The organism is Bradyrhizobium ottawaense (assembly GCF_900099825.1).
In the GTDB taxonomy this organism is placed as follows: Bacteria; Pseudomonadota; Alphaproteobacteria; order Rhizobiales; family Xanthobacteraceae; genus Bradyrhizobium; species Bradyrhizobium ottawaense_A.
Genome location: NZ_LT629693.1, coordinates 4,681,768 through 4,706,896 on the forward strand (window position 1 = coordinate 4,681,768; position 25,129 = coordinate 4,706,896).

Sequence of the window (25,129 nt, forward strand, 5' to 3'; positions counted from 1 at the left end):
GACACGAAGACTTCCAAGAGCAAGAAGACTTCCAAGAGACCGAGACCGGAGAGGGCGGCATGCTGCCGCCTTCTCCCCACACTCCCGCCGGGGTCGTACAGTGCTTGGCAATTTCCTCGATCGCCTTCGCGTGCTTTGCTTCTCGCTGCTGCTGGTCGCGGCTTTCGCCGTGCCGGCTTTTGCCGGTCCGTTCGAGGATGCGGTCACCAAATTCGCCAATGACGATTTTTCCGATACCGACGACGCCGTCGGCGCGATCGCGACCTCGGGCAATCCGCTGGCCTTCACCATCATCAGCGCGCTCGGGGACGGCCGGCTTGCGGCCGATCCCGATACCAAAAAGGTTTTCGTCACCGGGACCGACGACAAGGTCATCGATGCCGCGACGGGTGCCGCCGTCGACAAGCTGCCGGACAATGCGGCCGCCGTTCGCCTCAACAACCGCCTGCGCCGCACCGTGGAAGCCGCCCTTGGCGGCCTGACCCTGCTGTCGCCAGATCCTGCCAAGCGGATCGCGGCCGCGCAGTCGGTGTTCAAGACCCACGACGAGACCATGCTGCCGGTGATCGACGGCGCGCTGGCAAAGGAAACTAACAAGGCGGCGAAGGCCGCCTTTACTGAGGCCCGCGCCGCCATCCTGCTCTACAAGCCCGATGCCACCGACGTCGAGAAGCTCGAAGCCATCGCCACCGTCAGGGCGCGTGGCGACCAGGAAGCGATGGCGCTGCTCACCGGGCTCGGCAGCGATCAGCCGCCGGCGATCGCGAACGCCGCGGCAGGTGCTACGGCCGCCATTCAGCGCACGCTGGCGCTGTGGTCCACCGTGCAGAACGCCTGGTACGGCCTGTCGCTGGGGTCGGTGCTGCTGCTCGCCGCGATCGGCCTTGCCATCACCTTCGGCGTGATGGGCGTCATCAACATGGCGCATGGCGAGATGGTGATGATCGGCGCCTACACCACCTTCGTGGTGCAGGAAGTCATTCGCACCCGCTATCCCGGCCTGTTCGACTATTCGCTGCTGATCGCGGTGCCGCTGGCCTTTATCGTCGCCGGCGCGCTCGGCGTCGTGATCGAACGCTGTATCATCCGCTTCCTCTACGGCCGGCCGCTGGAAACGCTGCTGGCGACCTGGGGCCTGTCGCTGGTGCTGCAGCAGGCGGTGCGCACCGCATTCGGCCCGACCAACCGCGAGGTCGGCAATCCCTCCTGGATGAGCGGTGCGTTCGAACTCGGCCAGATCACCATCACTTATAACCGGCTCTGGATCCTCTGCTTTACGCTCGCGGTCTTCGCCATCCTGCTCGCGATGCTGCGCTACACCGCGCTTGGCCTCGAGATGCGCGCCGTCACGCAAAACCGCCGCATGGCGGCGTCGATGGGCATCGCCACCTCGCGTGTCGATGCGCTGACCTTCGGTCTCGGCTCGGGCATCGCCGGGATCGCCGGTGTGGCGCTGTCGCAGATCGACAATGTCAGTCCCAATCTCGGCCAGAGCTACATCATCGACAGCTTCATGGTGGTGGTGTTCGGCGGCGTCGGTAATCTCTGGGGCACGCTGGTCGGCGCCTTCACGCTCGGCATCGCCAACAAGTTCCTGGAGCCGGTCGCGGGCGCCGTGCTCGGCAAGATCGCCATTCTCGTGCTGATCATCCTGTTCATCCAGAAGCGGCCGCGCGGGCTGTTCGCGCTCAAGGGCCGGGCGGTGGAAGCATGATGCCGCATGTCCTGACGCGCTCGCTGGATCGCAGCGCCACGGTCTTCCTGCTCGTGGTCGCAGGCCTCGGCGTGCTGATCCCGCTGTCCAACCTGTTGCTGCCGGCGGGTTCGTTTTTCCAAGTGCCGACCTATCTGGTCGCGCTGTTCGGTAAATATGTCTGCTACGCCATCCTGGCGCTCTCGATCGACCTGATCTGGGGCTATTGCGGCATTCTCTCGCTCGGCCACGGCGCCTTCTTCGCGCTCGGCGGCTATGCGATGGGCATGTACCTGATGCGCCAGATCGGCAGCCGCGGCGTCTACGGCAATCCGATCCTGCCCGACTTCATGGTGTTCCTGAACTATCCAAAACTGCCCTGGTACTGGCACGGCTTCGATATGTTCTGGTTCGCGGCATTGATGGTGCTGCTGGTGCCCGGGCTGCTGGCATTCTGCTTCGGCTGGCTGGCGTTCCGGTCGCGAGTCACCGGCGTCTATCTTTCCATCATTACGCAAGCGATGACCTACGCGCTGCTGCTGGCGTTCTTCCGCAACGATTTCGGCTTCGGCGGCAATAACGGCCTGACCGACTTCAAGGACATTCTCGGCTTCAACGTGCAGGCCGACGGCACCCGCGCGGCGTTGTTCGTGCTGAGTTGTCTGGCGCTGATCATCGGCTTCCTGATCTGCCGCGCGGTCGTGACCTCGAAACTGGGCAAGGTGCTGATCGCGGTCCGCGATGCCGAATCGCGCACGCGGTTCCTCGGTTATCGCGTCGAATCCTACAAGCTGTTCGTGTTCACGCTGTCGGCCTGCATGGCCGGCGTGGCCGGCGCGCTCTATGTGCCGCAGGTCGGCATCATCAATCCCGGCGAATTCGCACCGGGCAATTCGATCGAGGCGGTGATCTGGGTCGCGGTCGGCGGCCGCGGCACACTGATCGGGGCGGCGCTCGGCGCCGTCGTCGTCAACTATGCGAAAACCGTCTTCACGTCGGGCCCGCTGGCGCCGTACTGGCTATTCATGCTGGGCGCGCTGTTCATCCTGGTGACGCTGCTGCTGCCGAAGGGGATCATCGGCACCTTCAACGCCTGGTGGGAACCGTACAACGCCAAACGAATGTCGGCGGACGCGACAAGTGCTGCGCGCGAAGACGGCGTCAGCGAACCGAACCCGGCGGAGTGAGCGAATGAGCATCATGGAGGGTGGAAGGACGACGTCCGCGCTGCTCTATCTCGACGGCGTGCATGTCTCGTTCGACGGTTTTCACGCCATCAACAACCTGTCGCTGACGCTGCAGCCCGGCGAGATGCGCGCCATCATCGGCCCGAACGGCGCCGGCAAGACCACGATGATGGACATCATCACCGGCAAGACCAAGCCGGACGAGGGCACGGTGCTGTTCGACGGCATCACCGACCTGACCCGGCTCGACGAAACCCGCATCGCCGAACTCGGCATCGGCCGCAAGTTCCAGAAGCCGACGGTGTTCGAGAGCCAGACCATCGAGGACAACCTGCTGCTGGCGCTGAACGTCGATCACAGCGTCAAGGGCACGCTGTTCTGGCGCGAGAGCAAGCCGGAAACCGAGCGGATCGAGCGCGTGCTGGAAACCATTCGCCTGAAAGACTCGCGCAACCGCCTCGCGGGAAGCCTCTCGCACGGCCAGAAGCAGTGGCTGGAGATCGGCATGTTGCTGGCGCAGGATCCGAAGCTATTGCTGGTCGACGAACCCGTCGCCGGGATGACCGACGTCGAGACCCACCAGACCGCCGAGCTGCTCAAGGAAATCAACAAGGAAAAGACCATCATGGTGGTCGAGCACGACATGACCTTCGTGCGTGAGCTCGGCGTCAAGGTGACGTGCCTGCACGAGGGCACGGTATTGGCCGAAGGAACGATCGATCAGGTCTCTACCAACGAGCGTGTCGTCGAAGTGTATTTGGGGCGCTGATCCATGCTGAAAGTCGACAACATCAATCTCTATTACGGCGCGGCGCAGGCGTTGCGCGGCGTTTCGGTCGCGGCCGAAACCGGCAAGGTATTGTGCGTGCTCGGCCGCAACGGCGTCGGCAAGACTTCCCTGCTACGCGCGATGGTGGGCCAGTACCCGGTGGCCAGCGGATCGATCACGCTCGACGGCAAGGACATCACGACGATGAAGCCGTACGAGCGCGCACGGGCCGGCATCGGCTTCGTGCCGCAGGGCCGCGAGATCTTTCCGCTGCTGACGGTGGAGGAAAATCTCAAGACCGGCTTCGGCCCGCTCAAGCGCGAGGACCGCAATATCCCCGACGACGTGTTCTCGCTGTTTCCGGTGCTGGATTCGATGCTGGGCCGACGCGGTGGCGATCTGTCCGGCGGACAACAACAGCAACTGGCGATCGGTCGCGCGCTGGTGATGCGGCCGAAATTGCTGCTGCTCGACGAGCCGACCGAAGGCATCCAGCCCTCGATCATCAAGGATATCGGCCGCGCCATCTCCTATCTGCGCAGCCTCGGCAACATGGCGATCGTGCTGGTCGAACAATATCTCGACTTTGCCTGCGAGCTCGGCGACAATTTCGCGGTCATGGACCGGGGCGCGGTGAAATATGCCTGCGATCGCTCGAACCTCGATCCTGCCGAAATCAGCCGCCAGATGGCGCTGTGACAATAGCGTTTTCAAGCGAAGTGGTTTTCCGGTTCGCGTGAAGAAAACGCGTCAAATATAGAGCGTTTTCAAGCGAAGTGGTTTCCGGTTCGCGTGAAGAAAATGCGTCAAAAATAAAGCCTTGAGGAAGCAGATGCGGACCGACACCACGCACGCGGCGGCAGCGACATTCGCGGCCAACCGGGCCCAGGGCGCGGTGAAGTTCGGCGTGCACCTGCAGGACGGCGTTACCCGTCGCGGCATCTTGCATGAGTCAGGCTCGCTGCGCGTGCGCTTTCCCTCGCCGGAGGCCGAGGGGCTGTCGGGTGTGTTCGTCAATACCGCCGGTGGTATCGCCGGCGGCGACCGCTTCGATATCGCTATCACGGCGGGCGAGGGCGCGCGGCTGACGCTGACGACGGCGGCGGCAGAAAAAGTCTACCGCGCGCCGGGACCTGTTGCGGAGCTCAACATCGCGCTGAAGGCCGAGGCCGGCGCGCATCTCGCCTGGCTGCCGCAGGAAACCATCCTGTTCGACCGGGCACGGATATCGCGGCGGATTGATCTTGATCTCGCGGAAAGCGCCTCGCTGCTGTTGTGCGAAATCGTGGTGTTCGGCCGTTCGGCGATGGGCGAACGGATGCTGCACGGCGAATTCGTCGACCGTTGGCGCCTGCGTCGCGGCGGCAAGCTTGTTTTTGCGGAAACCATCCGGCTGGACGGCGAGATCGGCGAGAAGCTGGCGCGGCCGGCGGTTGCCAAAGGCGGCGTCGCCATTGGCACCGCGCTGATCGTGCCGGGTGATGAGGCCGTGGTGGAGCGGATCCGCGAAGCTTCGGACACGTTCGGCGGCGAAGTCGGAATCTCCGCCTGGAATGGATTTGCAATGGCGCGCTTCTGTGGCCAAGATGCGGCGCGGCTCCGCGCCGACATGATGGCCGTGCTCGGTCGCGCCAGCGGCGTGGCGCTGCCGCGGCTTTGGCTCAATTAGGACCCGGCTCAACTAGATCTTCAAACTATCAGAGTGCTCGCATGAACCTGTCTCCCCGCGAAAAGGACAAGCTCTTGATCTCGATGGCGGCCATGGTGGCGCGCCGCAGGCTGGAGCGCGGCGTCAAGCTCAACCATCCCGAGGCGATCGCCATCATCTCCGATTTCATCGTCGAGGGCGCGCGCGACGGCCGCACCGTCGCCGAACTGATGCAGGCCGGCGCAGAGGTGATCACCCGCGCGCAGGTGATGGATGGCATCCCCGAAATGATCCACGACATCCAGGTGGAAGCGACGTTTCCGGACGGCACCAAGCTCGTCACCGTGCATGAGCCGATCAGGTGACGCAGTCATTCCGGGGCGGCCGGTACGGCCGAACCCGGAATCCAGAAGTGATTATCTCGAACTTCCGGATTCACGCTTCGCGTGCTCCGGAATGACGGAGGAAAGACAGAAAATGATTCCCGGCGAACTCTTCATCAAGGACGGCGAGATCGAACTCAACGCCGGCCGCAAGACGGTGACGCTCACGGTCGCCAATACCGGCGACCGCCCGATCCAGGTCGGCTCGCACTATCATTTCTTCGAAACCAATCCGGCGCTGAAATTCGACCGCAAGAAAGCCCGCGGCATGCGGCTCGACATCGCCGCCGGCACCGCGGTGCGGTTCGAGCCCGGCCAGACCCGCGACGTGCAGCTTGTCGCACTCGCCGGCAAGCGCGTGATCTACGGTTTTCGTGGCGACGTGCAAGGAAAGCTCTGAACCACAAGCTGTGATCCATTCGGCAATGATGAAGGCTGGAGCCTGATATGTCCGTGAAAATCAAACGTTCCGTCTATGCCGACATGTTCGGGCCTACTACCGGCGACAAGGTGCGGCTGGCCGATACCGATCTCATCATCGAGGTCGAGAAGGATTTCACCGTCTACGGCGAGGAGGTGAAGTTCGGCGGCGGCAAGGTGATCCGCGACGGCATGGGGCAATCGCAGGTCACCAACCGGCAGGGCGCGGCCGATACCGTGATCACCAATGCGCTGATCGTCGATCACTGGGGCATCGTCAAGGCCGACGTTGCGATCAAGGAGGGCATGATCGCAGGCGTAGGCAAGGCCGGCAATCCCGACATCCAGCCCGGCGTCACCATCGTGATCGGCCCCGGCACCGACGTCATCGCGGGCGAGGGCAAGATTCTCACCGCCGGCGGTTTCGACAGCCACATCCATTTCATCTGCCCGCAGCAGATCGAGCACGCGCTGATGAGTGGCGTCACGTCGATGCTGGGCGGCGGCACCGGTCCGTCGCACGGCACCTTCGCCACCACCTGCACGCCCGGCCCTTGGCACATGGGCCGGATGATCCAGTCGTTCGACGCGTTCCCGGTCAATCTCGGCATTTCCGGCAAGGGCAACGCCTCGCGCCCCGCGGCACTGGTCGAGATGATCAAGGCCGGCGCCTGCGCGCTGAAACTGCACGAGGACTGGGGCACCACGCCGTCGGCGATCGACAACTGCCTGTCGGTGGCCGATGACTACGACGTCCAGGTAATGCTGCATTCGGACACGCTGAACGAATCCGGCTTCGTCGAGGACACCGTGAAGGCGTTCAAGGGCCGCACCATCCACGCCTTCCATACCGAAGGCGCCGGCGGCGGCCATGCGCCTGACATCATCAAGATCGCCGGCCTGAAGAACGTGCTGCCGTCCTCGACCAACCCGACCCGGCCGTTCACCCGCAACACCATCGACGAGCATCTGGACATGCTGATGGTGTGCCACCATCTCGATCCCTCGATTGCGGAAGACCTCGCCTTTGCCGAAAGTCGCATCCGGAAAGAAACCATCGCGGCCGAAGACATCCTGCACGACCTCGGCGCGCTCTCGATGATGTCGTCGGACTCGCAGGCGATGGGCCGGCTCGGCGAAGTTATCATCCGGACCTGGCAGACCGCCGACAAGATGAAGAAGCAGCGCGGCTCGCTGCCGGAAGACAAGGGCAACGACAACGATAATTTCCGCGTCAAGCGCTACATCTCGAAATACACCATCAACCCCGCGATCGCGCATGGCGTGTCGAAGCTGATAGGTTCAGTTGAGAGAGGCAAGATGGCGGATCTGGTGCTGTGGTCGCCGGCCTTCTTCGGCGTCAAGCCGGATTGCATCATCAAGGGTGGCTCGATCGTGGCAGCGCCGATGGGCGATCCCAACGCCTCGATCCCGACGCCGCAGCCCGTGCATTACCGGCCGATGTTCGCCGCCTACGGCAAGTCGCTGACGGCGTCCTCGGTGGTGTTCACCTCGAAGGCCGCCATTACCGGCGGGCTGGCGCGGAAACTCGGCATCGACAAGAAGCTCTACCCGGTGAAAAACACCCGCGGCGGCATCTCCAAAAAGAGCATGATCCATAACGGCGCCACCCCGAAAATCGAGGTCGATTCCGAGACCTATGAGGTGCGCGCAGACGGCGAGCTCCTGACCTGCGCGCCGGCCGAGGTGCTGCCCATGGCGCAGAGGTATTTCATGTATTAGGGTTTCCCCCGGGCGATCAAAGCCAGAACAAAAGTCCGGGAGAATCTACGTGATCTATGTCGTTGCCACACTGATGATCAAGCCTGAAACCCACGCCGAATTCATCGCGGCGGCCACCGCCTGCATCAAGGAAACCCGGAAAGAGCCGGGCAACATCGCCTATGATCTGCACGAGAGCGTCACCGATCATTCCAAGATGGTGTTCGTCGAGCAGTGGGAAAATGCCGAGGCACTGGTGCCGCACCGTGCGGCCGAGCACATGAAGGCGTTTGGCCGCGTCGTCGTCAAATGCCTCAGCGCGCCGCCGAAGATCGAAGTCATCACGCCCGAAAAAGTCGACGTTCGCTAAGCAAGAAACGCCAAGGAAAAATCAAGGGAGAAACCATGATCTACGTCATCGCCACCACGCCAATGAAGCCGGAAAACAAGGACGACTTCATCAAGGGGCACAAGGCCTGTATCGCCGAAACGCACAAGGAGAAAGGCTGCATCTCCTATGAAGGCCATGTCAGCGTCAACAACCCCAATCTGTATGTGGTGGTAGAGCGCTGGGAGAGCCGCGACGACCTCAACGCGCATGGCAAGGCGCCGCATATGAAGGTGTGGCGGGAATATTCGTCGCAGATGAAGACGGCGCCGACGGTGATCGAGATCATCAGCGACGGCAAGGTCGAGAAGTTCTAATGCGCGCGCTGCTCGGTGGCCACATGGTTCGAGACGCGCGGCGGTGCCGCGCTCCTCACCATGAGGGATTAAGACCTCATCCTGAGGAGGCGAGAAGCGCCGTCTCGAAGGATGAAGCCACCGAACGGGAAAGTTGCCGAGGTAAACTTAAATGATCCGTGCCACCAAGGTTCAGGGCCAGCATCGCTGGACGCACGCCGCGGCCGATACCGTCGTGCTCGATTTCGACGACCGGCACCGGCGGCGGATGGCGATGACGGGCACGCGCGGGCTGGAATTCCTGCTCGATCTGGAAAACGCCGTCGCACTGCGCGGCGGCGACGCGCTGGTGCTGGAGGACGGCCGCCTGATCGAGGTGGTCGCCGCTCCCGAGCCGCTGGTCGAAATCCGTGGCGCCGATCCGCTCCATCTGGTGCGGGTCGCCTGGCATCTCGGCAACCGCCATCTGCCGACCCAGATCATGCCGAAGGGCCTGCGCATCCGCCGCGACCACGTCATCGAGGCGATGGTGACCGGACTCGGCGCCCGCATCATCGAGATCGAGGCACCGTTCGATCCCGAAGGCGGCGCTTATGCCGCCGCCCACGCGCATGCCGAGGACCACGCGCACGATCATGCTTCGCATGATCACGGCGATCATGATCACAGTCATGACCATGACCATGGTGATCATAAGCACGATCACCACGGTGATCACGGTCACCATGATGACCACCACCACGACGAGCATTGTGGCCACGATCACCAGCACGATCACTCCCATGCTCATGACCACAAGTGAGCCAGCCCCCGCCGACGAACACGGCGGGATGACGGCAAGCGAAGGTGCGGCGCTGTACCGGTTGATGACCTGGCTGTCGCCGGCGTTTCCGGTCGGCGCCTTCTCTTATTCCAGCGGCATCGAATGGGCGGTGGAGGCCGGCGACATCACTGATGCCGCCTCGTTGCGCGACTGGCTGGCCACGATGCTGGCGGAAGGCTCCGGATTTTGCGACGGCGTGTTTTTGGCGCAGGCGCATCGGGCGGTCTCGCGGCACGATGACGCCGCGTTGCGCGAGATCGCCGAACTCGCCGCCGCCTTCGTGCCGTCGCGCGAACGCCAGCTCGAGACCACGACGCAGGGGCGTGCCTTCATCGAGATCGCGCGGTCGGCCTGGACCTGCGAAGGGCTCGACGCCGTGATCACTGCTTGCGACGGGCCGATCGTCTATCCCGTTGCGGTGGGCCTGGTCAGCGCCGCGCACGCCATTCCGCTGGCGCCGGCGATGCATGGCTTCCTGCATGCGCTGGTGTCGAACTGGATTTCCGCAGGCGCGCGGCTGATCCCGCTCGGCCAGACCGACAGCCAGCGGGTGCTCGCCGCCCTCGAGCCGGTGGTGGTGTCCACGGCCAAGCGCGCGCTCGAATCCGGCCTCGACGATCTCGCCAGCGCCACCTTCCGCGCCGACCTCGCCAGCCTGCGCCACGAGACCCAGTATACGAGGCTGTTCCGGTCATGACGAGGCGACGCACTCTCAGCCCGTCGTCCCCGCGAACGCGGGGACCCATAGTCACCGGCCATGATAGTTGCGGCAGACGTCCGCCATGCAGCCCTACAGATAGTTCACGCGGTATGGGTCCCTGCGCCCGTGCGCAATTGCGCACTAATAACTTGGAGAGCGCCCCAGATGTCTAATTCTCATGGACCGCTTCGGATCGGCGTCGGCGGCCCCGTCGGCTCCGGCAAGACCGCGCTGATGGACCTGCTCTGCAAATCGATGCGGGAGCGCTACGACATCGCCGCGATCACCAACGACATCTACACCAAATGGGATGCCGAGTTTCTGGTGCGGTCGGGCTCGCTGACGCCAGATCGCATCGCCGGCGTCGAGACCGGCGGCTGCCCGCATACCGCGATCCGCGAGGACGCCTCAATGAATCTCGCCGCTATCGCCGACATGCGCGCGAAATTCCCCAACCTCGATCTGGTGCTGATCGAGTCCGGCGGCGACAATCTGGCCGCGACTTTCTCGCCCGAACTCGCCGACCTCACGATCTACGTCATCGACGTCGCGGCGGGCGACAAGATCCCCTCCAAGGGCGGCCCCGGCATTACCCGATCCGACCTCCTGGTGATCAACAAGATCGATCTCGCGCCGCATGTCGGCGCGTCGCTGGAGAAGATGGACACCGATGCGAAGCGGATGCGCGGTGAACGCCCGTTCGTGATGACCAATCTGAAGAAGAGCGAGGGGCTCGATCGCATCATCGCCTTCATTGAGACCAAGGGCGGGCTCCGCCCGGCCGCGAAGGCCAAGGTCGGCTGACGCCGGGCCGGGTCTTGCGACCGGCGACGCGCGTTAACCATTTGGGCGCTCGCTGCGGGTGTTTCGAAAATATCTCAAATTCGCGGGAACCAAATCGACCCGGCGCGATTAGCAACCTCTGGCCCCGCAAAACCAGCGTTAGCGGCGGCCAGCATTGTTACCCGCTGCCACCCCTCTCTCTGTTGCGTGCCGATGATCGCTCCTTCATATTCCGCCGCGGCCGGCGTTCGCTGCCGCGCGTTGCTGCCACGGCAGGTCCGAGAGTTGTTTTTTCGTTTTCGCCCACTTTTCATTCCCGAGTAAGCGAGTGGTCCGGCTGGGATTCATCATCGGCTTTATCGCACTGATCGGGGTCATGCTCTCCGGTTTTGCGGCCTATCGCGTCCACGATCAGGAACTGCAGATCGAGGGGATCGCGCTGGCGCGCGCGATCGACGTCCACGCCAGTCTGGTGCAGGATCGCCTGACCGAGCGCGAATTGCTTGCGCGCGTTGCATCCGGGCTGTTCCGCGCGCCATCGGTGGTGAAGGCCAACATGCTGCAGCCGCTGCGGTCCTCGATCTATGCCTTCAAGACCGATTTCGTGGTGGCGTCCTGGATCGCGCGGCTCAAGCCAGGCGAGCTGGGCCAGGCCGAATCCGAACTCAGGAGCGCCGGCTTTTCCAACCCGACGATTCGCGATTTCGACGACCAGCCGCTGGACATCAAGGCCATCGACAAGCCGGTCAACGTGCTGATGGACCTCGAACCGCGCAGCCCGGACACGATCGGCCTTCCCGGCCGCGCGCTGGACCGTCACTCGATCGTCGGCCCGATGCTGGCGCAGGCGACGGTGGCCGGCAAGCCAGTCGCGTCGGACCCGATCCCGCTGTTGCGGGTGAACGGGCCGGTCGGCCTCGTGCTGGCGGCGCCGGTGTCGCAGGATGGATCGACCGGGCTCGCCGGCTTCGTCACCTTTTCCTACGAGTTGGCGCCGTTGATGCTGGCCAATGACGATCGCTCGCTGTTTTCGGTGGTGCTGAAGGATCCGCGCGACGCCAATGACGAGTTCGTCGCCAACGATTCCGGCGTCGTCACCTCGCGCGCGGTGGCGCAGGACAGCCCGGCGCCGTCGATGGTGCGCAAGGTGACGTTTGGCGGCCGCGACTGGTCGCTCGCTTATTACGCCAAAACCAACGTGCTGCAGCGCGCGCAGCAAACGGCTGTGATCGTGGCTGCCATCGGCCTGGCGCTGACCGGCATCATCTGCGGGCTGTTTGGTTACGTCGCCTACAACAACCTGCGGCTCAGCCGCGAGATCCAGGTAAGAATCGGCTTCGAGCGTCGGCTGACCGCCGTGATCGACGAGCTCAACCATCGGGTCAAGAACATCCTGGCCGTGATCCAGTCGATCGTGACGCGCACGCTGCGTCACGGCTCCGACATCGATGTCGCGCGCGAGCTTCTGATCGGGCGCATTCACGCGATGTCCAATGTCGTCACGCTGCTCAGCGAGAGCCAGTGGCAGGGCGTCAAGCTGAAAGGCCTGTTCGAGTCGCGCGCGATCCCGCACGCCGAGCGCATCGCGGTGAACGGCCCTGACATCGCCGTCAGCGCGCGGGCCGCGCAATCGCTCTCGCTGTTGTTCTTCGAACTGGCGTCGCATTCCGACGAGGGCCTGTCGCTGGTCGGCAAGCACCCGCATATCGTGGCGACCTGGGAGATCACCGGCGAGGAGCCGGAGACGATTTTTCATTTTCGCTGGGAAGAGTTCAACACCAGCGCCGCGACGCGGCGGGAAGACTCGGATTTCGGCCTGATCCTGCTCGATCGCGTGGCGCCGGAAGCGCTGGGCGGCACCGCCAAGCGCTACTTCACCGATGTCAGCTACGTCTACGAACTCACCGCGCCGATGGTGACCGTCGTCGACATGAGCGAGCGCGACCGCACCGACCAGATTTCCGCGCCGGTGCGTCCGGTAAGGTAGGGCGCTAGCGCAAAGAATTGTAGGGTGGGCAAAGCGAAGCGTGCCCACCGCGCCGCGCGTGGTATAGTGGCGGTATGCCGCAATATCGACGAGCGCGAATAGACGGTAGCACGTTCTTTTTCACGGTCGTTCTTGCCGATCGGTCGAGCAACCTGCTCGTCGAAGAAATCGAACGTCTGCGGAAGGCCTATCGCCTTGTTCAGGAACGTCGGCCGTTCGAGACCGTTGCGATTTGCGTGCTACCCGATCACGTTCACGCAATCTGGACCCTGCCGGAAAGCGATTTTGATTTCTCTACCCGTTGGAGCCTGATCAAGAGCGGGTTTTCGCGGGGTCTTGACGCGCGGCCGCGGTCGGGAAGTAAGCTCGCCAAACGGGAAAAAGGTGTTTGGCAGCGCCGTTATTGGGAACATGCTATTCGCGATGACGCGGATCTCGAACGGCATGTTGATTATGTTCATTTCAATCCTGTAAAACATGGTCATGTCACCCGTGTATCGCAGTGGCCGCATAGCAGCTTTCATCGCTATGTCGAACGAGGCCTGCTCGTCGCCGATTGGGGCGGGAATGTAAGAGATATCCAGGGTTCGTTCGGGGAATGAAATGGTGGGCACGGCGCAAGTGCGCCTTTGCCCACCCTACAAAGCTTCACCCGGGTTACGAAACGACAAAACAAAAAGGCGGCCCGACCGGGCCGCCTTTTCGTGTCAGTTCGATCACGTCATCAGCCGCCGTTGCCGCCGATCACGGCGCGTACCGTGTTGTCGGGGCCGAAATCATCGGCGCCGTCGACGTAGAGCAAAGCGGACAGTTTTGAGCGCGCGCGGTTGACGCGGCTCTTGATGGTGCCGACCGCGCAGCCGCAGATCGCCGCCGCGTCCTCGTAGGAGAAGCCGGAGGCACCGACCAGGATCAGCGCCTCGCGCTGGTCCTGCGGCAGCTTTTCGAGCGCGACGCGAAACTCCTCGAACTCCAGATGAGCGTTTTGCGCCGGCTGGGTCTTCAGGGTCTTGGCGTAGTTGCCCTCGGCGTCCTCCACCTCGCGCCGCCGCTTGCGATAGTCGGAGCGGAACAGGTTGCGCAGGATGGTGAACAGCCACGCCGGCAGGTTGGAGCCGGGCTGGAACGAGTCGATATTGGCGATGGCCCGCAGCAACGTTTCCTGCACCAGGTCGTCGGCACGGTCGCCATTACCGGAGAGCGAGATTGCGAACGCGCGCAGGCTGGGGACCGACGCCAAGATGTCGTCGCGAAGTGAGTCGGTGAGAGGCATTACTCACCTCCGTCTTTTTTTGCGATTTCGGCGGCTGCTTCGGGCCCGTCGAGCTTGCGGATGAGGTCGGCAAAGCGGTCCGGCACACCCTGCCGCACCACGTCGTCATACATGGCCCTTAGCTGGTGCCCGATTCGAGACTGAATCTCGGAATTCAGTCCGCCCTGCTTCTTTACTTCTTTCATGATCTGATCCACGCTCCCCCGGAAGTTAAGCCCCTGTTTTTCAAGATTTTTTCCTCGAAATGGGCCTTATTGATGGGTACTGGCCGCCGCGTTGTAGGTTGAAGGCTAATGCGATCAGTCCAAGAAAGTTCCGAATGACGGGAACTTTTTCCGGGAACTTTTTCGTCGCTCAGGCGTAGTTGGGGTGACAGGGGAACCGGGTCACCCCGTTTTATATACGCCGGGCTTGAACATGCGTTTCAGGCTTGGTCGATCCGAGGTACGTCTAGACAAGGATGGAGTGGGGATGTCCCGATCACAGCTCGTTGCCGAACATTTGCCGCTGCTGCGGCGCTATGCCCGTGCGTTGACCGGCAACCAGGCGTCCGGTGACGCCTATGTCGGGGCCATGCTGGAGGCCCTGTTGCAGGATCCCTCGCTGCTGGACGAGCGGCACGGCGCCCGCGTCGGCCTGTTCCGGCTGTTCACGCAGATATGGAATTCGGTCTCGATCAATGACAAGTCCGAGATCCCCTCCGCCGCGTCGCCGTCGGAGCGGCGGCTGTCGAACATCACCCCCCTGCCGCGGCAGGCCTTCCTGCTGCTGTCACTGGAAGGCTTTTCCGAGGAGGAAGTCGCCTTCATTCTCGACAAGGAGATTGTCGAGACCCGCAAGCTCGCCGATACCGCCGGCCGCGAGATGGCGGCTGAAATCGCCACCGATGTCCTGATCATCGAGGACGAGACCTTCATCGCGATGGATCTCGAAAGCCTCGTGAAGAATCTCGGCCACAACGTCATCGGCGTTGCCCGCACCCATACCGATGCCGTTGCACTCGCCAAGAACCGCAAGCCCGGCCTGATCCTGGCCGACATCCAGCTCGCCGACGGTTCGTCGGGTCTCGACGCGGTCAATGAGTTGCTCAAGACCTTCGAAGTGCCTGTCGTGTTCATCACCGCCTATCCCGAACGCTTCCTCACCGGCGAACGTCCGGAGCCGGCGTTTTTGATTTCAAAGCCGTTCCAGCCCGCGATGGTCTCCGCGGTGGCGAGCCAGGCGCTGTTCTTCCAGCGCAATTCGAAGAACCGCGCGCCGAAGGTGGCGTAACGGCCAGATCTACACGTTTTCGATATGAAAACGGCGCGCCGCATGGCGCGCCGTTTTTGTTTTGCGCAGGCTGATCTGGCGGCCGATCGCCTGCGACGTCGTCATAAGACGACCTTGCCATAATTTGGGTCGGGATTCTCTTGCAGAGAAGCGTATAGAAGCATCACGCAGCGGACCGGCACGTCGGTGCCGGAGCTGCACAGCCGATATCGGCAGGAGGAAATCACATGCTCAACGATCGCGAGAAAATCCTGACGGCGCTGCGCGAAAAACCGCTCAAGATCTTTGAAGTCATGAAGCGCGCCAATCTGCCCAATCAGGAGGCCTGCCAGGCGCTGTTGCTGAAAATGCGGGACGAAGGCTCGGTGAAATTCGACATTCACAAGGGCCAATGGCACATCGGATGATGCCAGCGGCACATTGGATGATGGCAATGGCACATCGGATAATCCGGGGACCGCGGCGCCCGCGGGGCCGGTGCGGTTAACGCAGCCTTTACCATGTTGCGATAGTTTTCGGCTCTGGTGTTCAGTAAAAGGCCGCACGCACATGGCGTACCGAAACAATCAGCAGCTCCGCGAGGACATCTGGGATTATCGGAACCGATCTTCGATCCGGGAAAGCGAGAACGTTCTCAGGTTTCCCCGGTCCGACGAAGAGGACTACGGCGAGACCGCGCTGGATCTGGTGAACCAGGCCGCCGAACTCTTCGACAGCATGGAAAGCCACGCGCGCGAGACCGAGGCCAACGCCCAGTCGTTGTGCAAGAGCCTGGCCGAAAAGCTGCTTCTGGCGGAACGGCAGAAGGAAGCCGCCGAACGCGCGCAGCTCGAAACCATCACCGAACTCAATCGCAGGCTTCAGGAAGCGACCCGGGCATTGAAACATGCCGAGAAGCGCGTCGAATCCGCCGAAGACTATGCCACCGCCGCGGAGTTTCGCGCGCAGGCCGCGGAGAACCAGCTCTTCAAGGCCAATCGCGAACTCGCCGCGGTCGAGGAAGCCATCCGTACGCGGCTGCTCTGAACGGCCCGAACGGTTTGCCGGAGCCCGGATCGCGTTAGCCTCGGCCTGCGTCAGCACGTCAAATTTGCAACGTCTTAACTCCCGGGCGCGAATCGCGCACCATAGGTGCCAGACCGCCATTTGCGGCAAGGGCTTTTTCGGTTCGATTGAATCAGAACCTGGCTCTAATCATTTGTTTTGACGCGTTTTCTTTACACGAACCGGTTTCCGCCCGGATCAAGTCCGGGGCAGGCTTTCGCTCGAAATTGCTATAGCTGGGGCGCGACCTATGATTAATTTCCTTGAGCGTATTCTGGATTCGTCGATGTTTTCTCCCCACGGCATTTGCCTGCTTTGGGAGCCCGAACTGATCTGGCTGCATGTCGTGTCCGACGCGCTGATCGCGCTCGCCTATTTCTCGATTCCGTTCGCGCTCGCGATTTTTGTCCTCAAGCGCCGCGACCTCCGGTTCGGGTGGGTCTACTGGTCGTTCGGCATCTTCATCATGGCGTGCGGCCTGACGCATGTGCTGTCGATCTATACGCTCTGGGTGCCGGTTTACGGCATCGAGGGGCTGGTGAAAGCCGCGACCGCCGCCGCATCGGTATTCACCGCCGGAATGCTGTGGCCGCTGTTGCCGAAACTCCTGACCATTCCGTCGCCGTTTGAATTCCGTCAGGTGCAGGAGGCGCTCAAGGACGAAGAGATCAAGGCCCGAGATTCCGAAACGCTGCTCGCGCAATTTCGCGCGGCCCAGCGCGCCCAGCGCGAAAGCATGGCGCGGCTGACGGCGGTGGTAGAAACTGCGCTCGACGGCTTCATCCTGATCGACGCGCGCGGCCGCATCCTGTTGTTCAACCCGGCCTGCGAACGGCTGTTCGGCTATCGCGCGACGAGGTCTTCCACGAAAACGTCAAGATGCTGATGCCGCCGGTCTACAGCGAGCATCACGATCGCTATGTCAGCAGCTTCCTGAAAACCGGCGAGCGCAAGATCATCGGCACTGGGCGCGAGGTGACGGGCCTGCGCAAGGACGGCTCGACCTTTCCGATGGGGCTGTCGGTCGGCGAAGCCAAGCAGGACGGCGAATCGATCTTTGTCGGAATCGTTCACGACCTGACCGCGCGCAAGCACACCGAGGAGCAGCTTCGCCAATCGCAGAAGATGGAGATCGTGGGCCAGCTCTCCGGCGGCATCGCCCACGACTTCAATAACCTTCTCACGGTCATGATCGGCAACGCCGAACATCTCGGCGAGCAACTGAAATCGCGGGAGGACCTGCGGCGGATCGCCGACGACATCTGCCGGTCGGGAGAGCGCGGCGCCGAACTGACGCAACGGCTGCTGGCGTTCAGCCGCCGTCAATTTCTCCAGCCGCTCGCCGTCGATTGCCACGAACTGCTCGATTCCATGCACAAATTGTTGCGGCGGACGCTGCGGGAGGACATCGAGATCGCGACCGCGTTCAATCCCGGCGCGGTCTTCGCCTTTGCCGACCGCGCCCAGCTTGAATCGGCGGTGTTGAACCTGGCCTTGAACGCGCAGGACGCCATGCCCTCGGGCGGCAGGCTGACGCTGTCAACCGACGTCGTCGCGCTCGATGGTTACGAACCGGACGCGCATCCGGAAGTCTCGGCCGGGGACTACGCCCTGATCGCCGTCACCGACAACGGCGAGGGCATGACGCCTGACGTGATCGGCCGCGTGTTCGAGCCGTTTTACACCACCAAGGAGGTCGGCAAGGGCTCGGGCCTCGGCTTGAGCATGGTCTACGGATTCGCCAAGCAGTCGAACGGTCACGTTTCGATTTACAGCGAGCCGGGGCTGGGCACGACGGTGCGCCTCTATTTGCCGCGCGTCGGCACCGCCGTTCCGCGCTCGCCCGAGCCGGACCTCGCCGATCAGGAAGCCGCTCTGGGGGGCCGCGAGACGATTTTGGTGGCCGAGGACGATCCCTTCGTTCGGGCGTCGGTCGTGCGCCGGCTCGAGAGCCTCGGCTACACGGTGATCGCTGCGGTTAGCGGCGACGATGCCCTGGGCAAGCTTCGGGCAAACCCCGATATCGACATGCTGTTGACCGATATCGTGATGCCGGGTGGCATGAGCGGCTGGGAACTGGCGGATCTGGCCCGGCAAGTCCGTAACAACCTGCCGGTGGCTTTCAGCTCCGGCTACGCGCTGGAAACCCTGGTCGAAAAGGGGTTGGCATCGGCGCGATCGATCGTTCTGACCAAGCCCTATCGCAAGGCCGAACTCGCACGCCGGGTCAGGGAAGCCCTGGCGGCCGGGGCGCCGGCTTCCTGATCCCGCAGACGCCACATTACAGGGCGTGAGTCCGAAGAGACGGGCACGGCGAGCGGTGTCGCCGCGCTCGCGTCGTTCCTGGCATCCCTTTGATGCATCCGACTAATTATCACCCGGGTAATATTGACACTATTATTATCCGGGTATAATTAGCGTGAGTGGCGCGCCGAGTTGCCGGCCCGCAAGCCGCCGCGGCGGCCGATCCCTCATGCCGAGAAAACCGATGACCGACCGAACCAACGCCTATACGGGCGATTCCATCCCGCGAACCTTCGCGCGGACCGCGCTGCCGATCATGCTACTGACTAGTGTCAACGGCCTGCTGACTGTGGTCGATGCGATGTTTCTCGGCGCCTTTGTCGGGCCTGATGCGCTGACTGCGGTCACTATGGGGTTTCCGCTCTCGATGCTGATGGTGGCGCTGGCGACGATGATCGCGAGTGGCATGGCGAGCGTACTAGGCCGTCTGCTCGGTGCCGCCAGGCTCGACGAGGCGCGCAGCATATTCGCCGGCGCGCATGGCCTGTCGTTCTGCGTCAGCGCCGTCGCGATGGCGCTGTTTGCTGTATTCGGCTGGCCGCTGGCGCTGTCGGTCGCCACGGGCTCGACAGAACTTGCTGTCATGGCGCACAGCTTCCTCAGCGTCACAATTTTCACCTCGCCGCTGCTGTTCCTGCTGTCGGTGCAATCGGACGCGCTGCGCACCGAGGGGCGAGTCGGCATCATGGCATTCGCTGGCCTCATGGTGACGCTGGCCAATATCGGCTTCAACTATCTCCTGATCGCGCCGCTCAAGTTCGGCGTCGCGGGCTCTGCCTGGGGCACCGCGCTGGCGCAGGCGATCGCGTTGGCGCTGGTCGTGCTCTATCGCCAGAGCGGCAGGGCGCGGCTGAGGCTGACGTCCGTAGATCTGGCGTCGTGGCGGACAGGCTGGCGCGAGATGCTGGCGCTCGGCGCGCCGCGTAGCCTTGCCTTCATCGGCATCGCGGCGGGTGCCGCGGCGACCATCCTGTCGCTGCGGCTCAACGGCGGCGCGCATGCCGACGAGTCGATCGCGGCGTATGGCGTGTTAAGCCGGATGATGACCTTTGCCTACTTCCCGCTGCTCGGCATGAGCCTCGCGCTGCAGGCGATGGTCAGCAACAATGCCGGCGCCGGGCTGTGGCTGCGGTCCAACGCCACGCTGAAGCTGGCGCTGGCCTGGAGTCTTGCCTATGCCGGCGTCGCCGAGGGCCTGCTGATCCTGTTCCGAAAAGGCCTCGGCGGACTGTTCGTGACCGACGTGGTCGTGATCGCCGAGGTCACGCGCATCCTCCCGGTATTCGTCGCCGGCTATTTCTCCTTCGGCCCGATGATGATGATCGCAAACTATTTCCAGAGCATCGGCGACGTCAGGCGTTCGGCGCTGTTGTCGCTGGCGCGCACCTATCTGTTTGCAATTCCGCTGATCTTCCTCCTGCCGCTCGCGATCGGCGAACAGGGCATCTGGCTGGCGCTGCCGCTCGCCGACCTGGCGCTGGTGGGCGTGACGCTTGCGGTGCTGAGGGCGCGATCAAGCAAGGCGGAATGGGGGTTGTTCCACGGAGCGTGAGACCATCGGTCAACGAAAAAAGAAGGGCGCGAGCGGCATCACCACGCTCGCGCCCTACGTCGCCGGTCAATGGGGCAGGGGGAATAACCGGCTGCCGGGATTACGCCGAGCCCCCGAAGTCGTTCCCGCCGGCTAAAATTTTTTCGTACACGGTTAAGTGATTGCGGGTTCCCGAACCGGGTGCGTTCGAGGCGCGTTGTTGCTCCGATCGCCAATGGGGCGAGGGACAAACCGTCATGTCACATACCTCCAAAGCAATTTTCGGCGTGCTCGCGATTTTGGTCGCGTGCGGTGCGGTACAACTGGCGTTCGGCCATGACCTGACCGGCATGGGGCGAGCGGCTTCCGCGGCGCCCGAGGCCGTCGGTATCAACCGCGCCGCCAAGGCGGACCGCGATGCGGTCAAGCCGGCGCCGGCGCAGACCCAGACCTTTGCGCTGCGGATCAACGGCATGCCCGACACCTCGGTGCTGGTGCGGGTGCGCGCCGTAAAGGACAGCGTCAGCGACGAGGCGCGCAACCGTCCGGTTCCCTCGATGATGAAGTCAGGTGACCGCAAGACGGCCGTTGCCTGCGAGCCCGTCGTCAGCGTTTTGACCGAGGTGGCAAAGTTGCTACAGCCTGGTCGTTGCGTGACGTGAGCCGGCGCTGACGCCACGTACCTGATTTTTCAAAACTCCGGGCGCATCGCGCCGCGAGATGACTGCTGTTGTTTCAAATTCGAATACCGCCGCGTTGGCAACCACTCTCTGCGTCGTCCCGGCGAACGCCGGGACCCATACGCCGCAGCCGTTGGTGTGGGCAAAATGTTAGCCACCGCTTTTCGCCGATAAATCACGCGGTATGGGTCCCGGCGTTCGCCGGGACGACGCGTGGATGGACTACGCTACTCCGCCGGCGCTTCGTTCGTGCCCGCCGCGCCGCGGCTCATCATGAAGCCCAGTGCTATGCCGCCGACGGCCAGAATCGGGATCAGCTTCTTGACGCCGATCGCGCGCACCACCTGGATGCCGGCGGCGACCAGCATCGGGTCGGCCAGGAAAGTTTGCGCGGTGGATTTTACGGCTTGTTCGGCATGAACCCTGATCTGCCGTTTGCGCACCATGTACCAGATCGCCGCAATCATCGTGACGACAAAGAAGATCGCTGCACCGGTGAAGCACGCCTGCACCGGGCCGTATTTATCCAGCACCAGGATGAAGGCCGCCGCGCACAGAAACGACGTGGTGACGAACAGGGCCACGGCAGCGGCCGCCGCCAGCGAGGTCAGCCGCAAGGCGGTGCCGGTCGAATCCTTGAAGTCATCGATCAATCGCTGAAACATGGACCCGCCTCGATTTGAATAGAGCGTCAACAAAAGCGACGATGGCGCGCCAGCGGCGCCATCGCGTGATGAAATCCGGTTTGCTCGCGCGCGTCATCGCGATGCCTGCCGGCGCCAATTCTTACCGGCGCCACGTCGCGCCGATCAGAAAGCCGAGACCGATGGCAAGGCCCACGGTCGCCAGCGGGCGCTGCGTGATGACCTCTTCCAGCGTCTCCTCGATCGACGAGGCGGCATCGTGCGCCGCATCCATCATGGCGCTGCCGCGCTCCGACATGTCGTCGACGGCTGATTCCGCATTGGCGCGGGCCTGCTTGTAGCCGCGCCGCGCCTGCTTGGTCGCCGTGCCGGCAAAACTGTTGAGCGCGTCGGTGATCTGGTCGGTCAGGGCAGCGATATCGTTTTTCACGGCGGTTACATCCTTTTCCAGGCGTTCATAGGTCGCTTTGTCAGTCATGTTTTTCAGTCCAATCTCGCCATCGCTACTCGACATCGAAAGCTCCGGGGTTTGCTGGGAGAAAAACGTCCCGTTGCTTGGGAAGTTCCCAACCGGAACTGGTTTAATCGCTTGGCAACTGCGGCGAATTGACCGGCATCAAATGCTCCTTGACGATCAGCGCCACGATCAGGAGCGGCGACGACAGGAACGCGCCCATCGGGCCCCACAGCCAGGTCCAGAACGCCAACGCCATGAAGACCGCGAGTGCGTTCAGCGACAGCCTGCGGCCGACGATCGTCGGCGTGATGAAATGGCCTTCGAGGAAGGCCGCGGCGGCAAATACCACCGGTGCGATCAGGCCGCCGCCGATGGTCGGAAAGCTGACGAGGCCGACCACGACCAGGATCGCAAATGTCGCGATCGGGCCGATGATCGGGATGTAATTCAAGGTCGCGGCCATCGCGCCGAGGCCTGCCGGATTGGGCATCCCCGTCGCCATGCAGATGACGCCGGTGATGATGCCGACGCCGACATTGATCATGGTCACCGTCAGGAGGTAGCTGCCGAGGTGCTCCTCGATCTCGTTAAGGATCCGCAGCGTTCGCAGCCGCACCGGCCGGTCGCCGAAATTCATGATCATGGCGCGGCGCAGCTCGTGCCAGCTGGCGATGAACAGGATCAGGGTCGGGACGAACAGCAGAAATTCGGTGAAGGTCGGCGACAGGAATTCCAGCGTCGGCTGAACCCATTCGAATTTCGGCATCTGGAACGTCGCCAGCGTATCGGACCCGCCCAGCATGCTTTGCAGCTCCTGCCACAGCGCCAGCGGCCGGTCGAACAGATGGGCTTTTTCCTTCAGTCGCGCGCCGAGCTCGGGAAGGTTGTTGCTCCATTCCATCACCGGCGCGGCGATCAGCCCGAGCATGAACGTGACGGTGGCGCCGACCGCGATGACGATCAGGACCGCCGCGACGGCGCGCGGAATCCGGTAACGCTCCATCAGGCTCGCGGCTGGCGACAGCATGGTGCCGATGATGAAAGCCATCGTGATCGGCAGGAAGAACGCCTTCGCGACATAGAGCACCGCCACGACGCAGATGATCAGGAGCGCGACGAGCGCGAACGCAACCACCTCCGCGCGGCGGATCACCGGCGGCGCTTCGGCCCTGCTGTCGGGCACGGGCGTGCCTTCTGATGCGTTGTGAGGCTGGCGATCGCTGGATTGGGGCTTCTGGCGTTCGCTGGACGACGGCTTTGCAGGTGGGGCCGCGCTCGGCAAGGGTTTGGTGGGTAAGGGCTTGGTGGGAGTGACGCGCACAATGGTTCTCCGCCGCACGAGGCGGCAATGACACGGCAGAAACGGCGTCGCTCGCGACCTGAATTCGACCGGCATAACGTCGGGCTACCGCGAAAGTTCCATCGCGGAAGTGTGAGCATACCGCCGCTTGACAGCGCGCCGTCGCGGTCGAGTCGGAGGGAACCGGGGAGCCCCGACCGTGTTGTTTGGCCAGAGCATCACCTGATGCAGATCCAACGGGGCAGTGTCATGACACAGTATTTCGCCGCAAGCCGCCGATCTCAATCGCGCGCCGCCAACGCGCTCGTCTTTGTCAGCGCCCTGATGCTGGCGCCGCTCGCGCTCCCGACCGCGGCCAGCGCCCAGACGCTCGGCTACGCTTCCAACCAGCCGGATGGTTTTCCGACCGATGAAGTGATGACGGCGCCCGCCGACGGAGGGGCCGTGCCGGAGCGGCTGCGCCGCGCCGTGGTCGCCTTCAACACCGCGGAAGCGCCCGGCACCGTCATCATCGATACCGGCAACACCGCGCTCTATTACGTGCTCGGTCAGGGCAGGGCCGTTCGTTACGGCGTCGGCGTCGGCCGCGAGGGCTTCACCTGGTCGGGCGTGCAGACCATCACGCGCAAGGCGGAGTGGCCGGACTGGCATCCGCCGGCCGAGATGGTCGCGCGCCAGCCCTATCTGCCGCGCTTCATGGCCGGTGGGCCCGGCAACCCGCTCGGCGCGCGGGCGATGTATCTCGGCTCCAGCGAGTACCGCATTCACGGCACCAACGATCCCTCGACGATCGGCAAGTTCGTCTCGTCCGGCTGCATCCGCCTGACCAATGAAGACGTCAGCGACCTCTTCAGCCGCGTCAATGTCGGGACCAGGGTCGTGGTGCTGCCCAAGAATGCCTCGGCCAACGCGCCGATCATGGCGCGCGGTGGCGATACCAAAACCACGATCACGGTTCGTCCAGCCGTATCGCATCCGCGTCCGGCCGTAACCACGCTGCCCTCGGGCCGCCAGGCGATGAACCTGACCGCGCGGGTCAACTAGGCCTTCGCGGGCTGTGACAGGAGATGAGTATGGCTGTTCGAACGGGACGATTGGCAGCGTTGGGAGCGGCGGCGCTGCTGTGCGCCTCCGCGCTGGCCTCGGCAGCCCAGGCGCAGGATTTCTTCTCGGCGCTGTTCGGCGGCATGGGGCGGCGGGCCCCGCAGCCCTATGTCTCGATGCCGTTCGCGAATGAGGATGGCTCGATCCCGGCGCCGCGCAGCGAGATGCGGCCGCGCTACGCCGGTGGCGGCGGCGGTCAGGCGTATTGCGTGCGTACCTGCGACGGCCGCTATTTCCCGATTACGGCATCTGACAATCAAAGCCGGGCGGCGTCCTGCAACAGTTTCTGTCCCGCCAGCGAGACCAGGGTGGTCTATGGCAGCAACATCGACAGCGCCGCGACCGACAACGGCAAACCCTATTCGGAGCTGCCGAACGCCTTCCGCTATCGCAACGAAATCGTGGCGGGGTGCACCTGTAACGGCAAGGACCAGATCGGCTTGGCGCCGGTCAAGATCGAGAACGATCCGACGCTGCGCAAGGGCGACATCGTCGCCGGTGAAAACGGCCTCTTGGTCGCCGGCCGCAGCGCCGACAGACGCGGCGCCGCACTGAACTTCTCGCCCGCCTCAGAGCGCGTGCGCGCCAAGTATGAGCGTATGCCGGTGGTGGCGTCGGAGTGACGATGGTGCCGTCATGCCCGGGCTTGACCCGGGCATCCACGTCTTATTTGCCTGTGGTGCGAAGGTCGTGGATGGCCGGGACAAGCCCGGCCATGATG

At 63.4% G+C, this 25,129-nt stretch carries 27 protein-coding genes and 1 pseudogene; 23 read left to right on the forward strand and 5 right to left on the reverse strand.

Annotated elements, in window-relative coordinates; genetic code table 11:
- Nucleotides 1-130 precede the first annotated feature (130 nt).
- From urtB to BLR13_RS21865, 15 genes are all read left to right on the forward strand, one after another.
- The gene (urtB, locus tag BLR13_RS21795; RefSeq protein ID WP_433994284.1) at nucleotides 131-1,714 is read left to right on the forward strand and encodes an urea ABC transporter permease subunit UrtB; all 1,584 of its coding nucleotides are present in this window, start codon (nucleotides 131-133) and stop codon (nucleotides 1,712-1,714) included.
- Nucleotides 1,711-2,880: an urea ABC transporter permease subunit UrtC gene (gene urtC, locus BLR13_RS21800; protein WP_074819681.1), complete on the forward strand. Its 1,170-nt coding sequence runs from the start codon at nucleotides 1,711-1,713 to the stop codon at nucleotides 2,878-2,880. The genes urtB and urtC overlap by 4 nt, the downstream gene beginning before the upstream one ends.
- Nucleotides 2,881-2,884: 4 nt before the next feature.
- Nucleotides 2,885-3,649, forward strand: a complete 765-nt coding sequence (gene urtD, locus BLR13_RS21805; RefSeq protein ID WP_074819679.1) for an urea ABC transporter ATP-binding protein UrtD — start codon at nucleotides 2,885-2,887, stop codon at nucleotides 3,647-3,649.
- Between the two features lie 3 nt (nucleotides 3,650-3,652).
- Nucleotides 3,653-4,348, forward strand: coding sequence for an urea ABC transporter ATP-binding subunit UrtE (gene urtE / locus BLR13_RS21810; RefSeq protein ID WP_074819676.1), 696 nt, complete (start codon nucleotides 3,653-3,655; stop codon nucleotides 4,346-4,348).
- Between the two features lie 133 nt (nucleotides 4,349-4,481).
- On the forward strand, nucleotides 4,482-5,318 hold the full coding sequence (locus BLR13_RS21815; RefSeq protein ID WP_074819674.1) for an urease accessory protein UreD: 837 nt from the start codon (nucleotides 4,482-4,484) through the stop codon (nucleotides 5,316-5,318).
- Between the two features lie 41 nt (nucleotides 5,319-5,359).
- Complete coding sequence (locus BLR13_RS21820; protein ID WP_074819672.1) at nucleotides 5,360-5,662, forward strand: urease subunit gamma; 303 nt, start codon at nucleotides 5,360-5,362, stop codon at nucleotides 5,660-5,662.
- A gap of 112 nt (nucleotides 5,663-5,774) precedes the next feature.
- Nucleotides 5,775-6,080: an urease subunit beta gene (locus tag BLR13_RS21825; protein WP_074819671.1), complete on the forward strand. Its 306-nt coding sequence runs from the start codon at nucleotides 5,775-5,777 to the stop codon at nucleotides 6,078-6,080.
- Nucleotides 6,081-6,127: 47 nt separating this feature from the next.
- Nucleotides 6,128-7,843 carry an urease subunit alpha gene (gene ureC, locus BLR13_RS21830; RefSeq protein WP_074819669.1) on the forward strand — a complete coding sequence of 572 codons (1,716 nt, stop codon included), beginning with the start codon at nucleotides 6,128-6,130 and terminating at the stop codon, nucleotides 7,841-7,843.
- 49 nt (nucleotides 7,844-7,892) lie between these two features.
- On the forward strand, nucleotides 7,893-8,192 hold the full coding sequence (locus BLR13_RS21835) for a putative quinol monooxygenase (protein ID WP_074819667.1): 300 nt from the start codon (nucleotides 7,893-7,895) through the stop codon (nucleotides 8,190-8,192).
- Nucleotides 8,193-8,227: 35 nt separating this feature from the next.
- Nucleotides 8,228-8,527, forward strand: a complete 300-nt coding sequence (locus tag BLR13_RS21840) for a putative quinol monooxygenase (protein WP_027538299.1) — start codon at nucleotides 8,228-8,230, stop codon at nucleotides 8,525-8,527.
- Between the two features lie 151 nt (nucleotides 8,528-8,678).
- Nucleotides 8,679-9,308, forward strand: a complete 630-nt coding sequence (locus tag BLR13_RS21845) for an urease accessory protein UreE (protein ID WP_074819665.1) — start codon at nucleotides 8,679-8,681, stop codon at nucleotides 9,306-9,308.
- Nucleotides 9,289-10,026: an urease accessory protein UreF gene (locus BLR13_RS21850; RefSeq protein ID WP_074819663.1), complete on the forward strand. Its 738-nt coding sequence runs from the start codon at nucleotides 9,289-9,291 to the stop codon at nucleotides 10,024-10,026. Before BLR13_RS21845 ends, BLR13_RS21850 begins: the two co-directional genes overlap by 20 nt.
- A gap of 168 nt (nucleotides 10,027-10,194) precedes the next feature.
- Nucleotides 10,195-10,833 (forward strand): urease accessory protein UreG, encoded by a 639-nt coding sequence (gene ureG / locus BLR13_RS21855; protein ID WP_074819661.1) that lies wholly within the window; start codon nucleotides 10,195-10,197, stop codon nucleotides 10,831-10,833.
- Nucleotides 10,834-11,140: 307 nt separating this feature from the next.
- Nucleotides 11,141-12,799, forward strand: coding sequence for a CHASE domain-containing protein (locus BLR13_RS21860; protein ID WP_074819659.1), 1,659 nt, complete (start codon nucleotides 11,141-11,143; stop codon nucleotides 12,797-12,799).
- Between the two features lie 74 nt (nucleotides 12,800-12,873).
- Nucleotides 12,874-13,401 carry an REP-associated tyrosine transposase gene (locus BLR13_RS21865; RefSeq protein ID WP_074819657.1) on the forward strand — a complete coding sequence of 176 codons (528 nt, stop codon included), beginning with the start codon at nucleotides 12,874-12,876 and terminating at the stop codon, nucleotides 13,399-13,401.
- Nucleotides 13,402-13,523: 122 nt separating this feature from the next.
- On the opposite strand, the gene BLR13_RS21870 is transcribed toward BLR13_RS21865, so the two are convergent.
- Both BLR13_RS21870 and BLR13_RS21875 read right to left on the reverse strand, forming a co-directional pair.
- Nucleotides 13,524-14,072 carry a sigma-70 family RNA polymerase sigma factor gene (locus BLR13_RS21870; RefSeq protein WP_074819655.1) on the reverse strand — a complete coding sequence of 183 codons (549 nt, stop codon included), beginning with the start codon at nucleotides 14,070-14,072 and terminating at the stop codon, nucleotides 13,524-13,526.
- Nucleotides 14,072-14,257 (reverse strand): NepR family anti-sigma factor, encoded by a 186-nt coding sequence (locus BLR13_RS21875; RefSeq protein ID WP_027538294.1) that lies wholly within the window; start codon nucleotides 14,255-14,257, stop codon nucleotides 14,072-14,074. The genes BLR13_RS21870 and BLR13_RS21875 overlap by 1 nt, the downstream gene beginning before the upstream one ends.
- A 286-nt stretch (nucleotides 14,258-14,543) precedes the next feature.
- Between BLR13_RS21875 and BLR13_RS21880 the strand changes: the two genes are divergently transcribed.
- The 6 genes and pseudogenes from BLR13_RS21880 to BLR13_RS21905 all read left to right on the forward strand — a co-directional run bounded on the left by BLR13_RS21880 (nucleotide 14,544) and on the right by BLR13_RS21905 (nucleotide 20,885).
- Nucleotides 14,544-15,344 (forward strand): response regulator, encoded by an 801-nt coding sequence (locus BLR13_RS21880; protein ID WP_074819653.1) that lies wholly within the window; start codon nucleotides 14,544-14,546, stop codon nucleotides 15,342-15,344.
- 227 nt (nucleotides 15,345-15,571) lie between these two features.
- Nucleotides 15,572-15,751, forward strand: a complete 180-nt coding sequence (locus BLR13_RS21885; RefSeq protein ID WP_074819650.1) for a hypothetical protein — start codon at nucleotides 15,572-15,574, stop codon at nucleotides 15,749-15,751.
- Nucleotides 15,752-15,893: 142 nt separating this feature from the next.
- Nucleotides 15,894-16,370, forward strand: a complete 477-nt coding sequence (locus BLR13_RS41780) for a hypothetical protein (protein WP_074819648.1) — start codon at nucleotides 15,894-15,896, stop codon at nucleotides 16,368-16,370.
- Between the two features lie 268 nt (nucleotides 16,371-16,638).
- A pseudogene (locus BLR13_RS21895) lies at nucleotides 16,639-18,653 on the forward strand (PAS domain S-box protein).
- A gap of 223 nt (nucleotides 18,654-18,876) precedes the next feature.
- Nucleotides 18,877-20,244, forward strand: coding sequence for an MATE family efflux transporter (locus BLR13_RS21900; RefSeq protein ID WP_074819646.1), 1,368 nt, complete (start codon nucleotides 18,877-18,879; stop codon nucleotides 20,242-20,244).
- Between the two features lie 236 nt (nucleotides 20,245-20,480).
- Nucleotides 20,481-20,885 (forward strand): hypothetical protein, encoded by a 405-nt coding sequence (locus BLR13_RS21905; protein WP_074819643.1) that lies wholly within the window; start codon nucleotides 20,481-20,483, stop codon nucleotides 20,883-20,885.
- A gap of 245 nt (nucleotides 20,886-21,130) precedes the next feature.
- Here the strand turns inward: BLR13_RS21905 and BLR13_RS21910 are convergent, their stop codons facing one another.
- From BLR13_RS21910 to BLR13_RS21920, 3 genes are all read right to left on the reverse strand, one after another.
- Entirely contained in the window at nucleotides 21,131-21,568 is a 438-nt protein-coding gene (locus BLR13_RS21910) for a hypothetical protein (protein WP_074819641.1), read from the reverse strand.
- 121 nt (nucleotides 21,569-21,689) lie between these two features.
- A complete protein-coding gene (locus BLR13_RS21915; protein ID WP_074819639.1) occupies nucleotides 21,690-22,061 on the reverse strand; it encodes a DUF883 family protein in 372 nt (123 codons plus the stop codon).
- A gap of 67 nt (nucleotides 22,062-22,128) precedes the next feature.
- Nucleotides 22,129-23,187 (reverse strand): AI-2E family transporter, encoded by a 1,059-nt coding sequence (locus tag BLR13_RS21920; protein WP_074819637.1) that lies wholly within the window; start codon nucleotides 23,185-23,187, stop codon nucleotides 22,129-22,131.
- 366 nt (nucleotides 23,188-23,553) lie between these two features.
- Between BLR13_RS21920 and BLR13_RS21925 the strand changes: the two genes are divergently transcribed.
- Nucleotides 23,554-24,348, forward strand: a complete 795-nt coding sequence (locus BLR13_RS21925) for a L,D-transpeptidase (protein ID WP_074831242.1) — start codon at nucleotides 23,554-23,556, stop codon at nucleotides 24,346-24,348.
- Nucleotides 24,349-24,377: 29 nt separating this feature from the next.
- Entirely contained in the window at nucleotides 24,378-25,031 is a 654-nt protein-coding gene (locus tag BLR13_RS21930) for a DUF2865 domain-containing protein (protein WP_074819634.1), read from the forward strand.
- Nucleotides 25,032-25,129 lie beyond the last annotated feature (98 nt).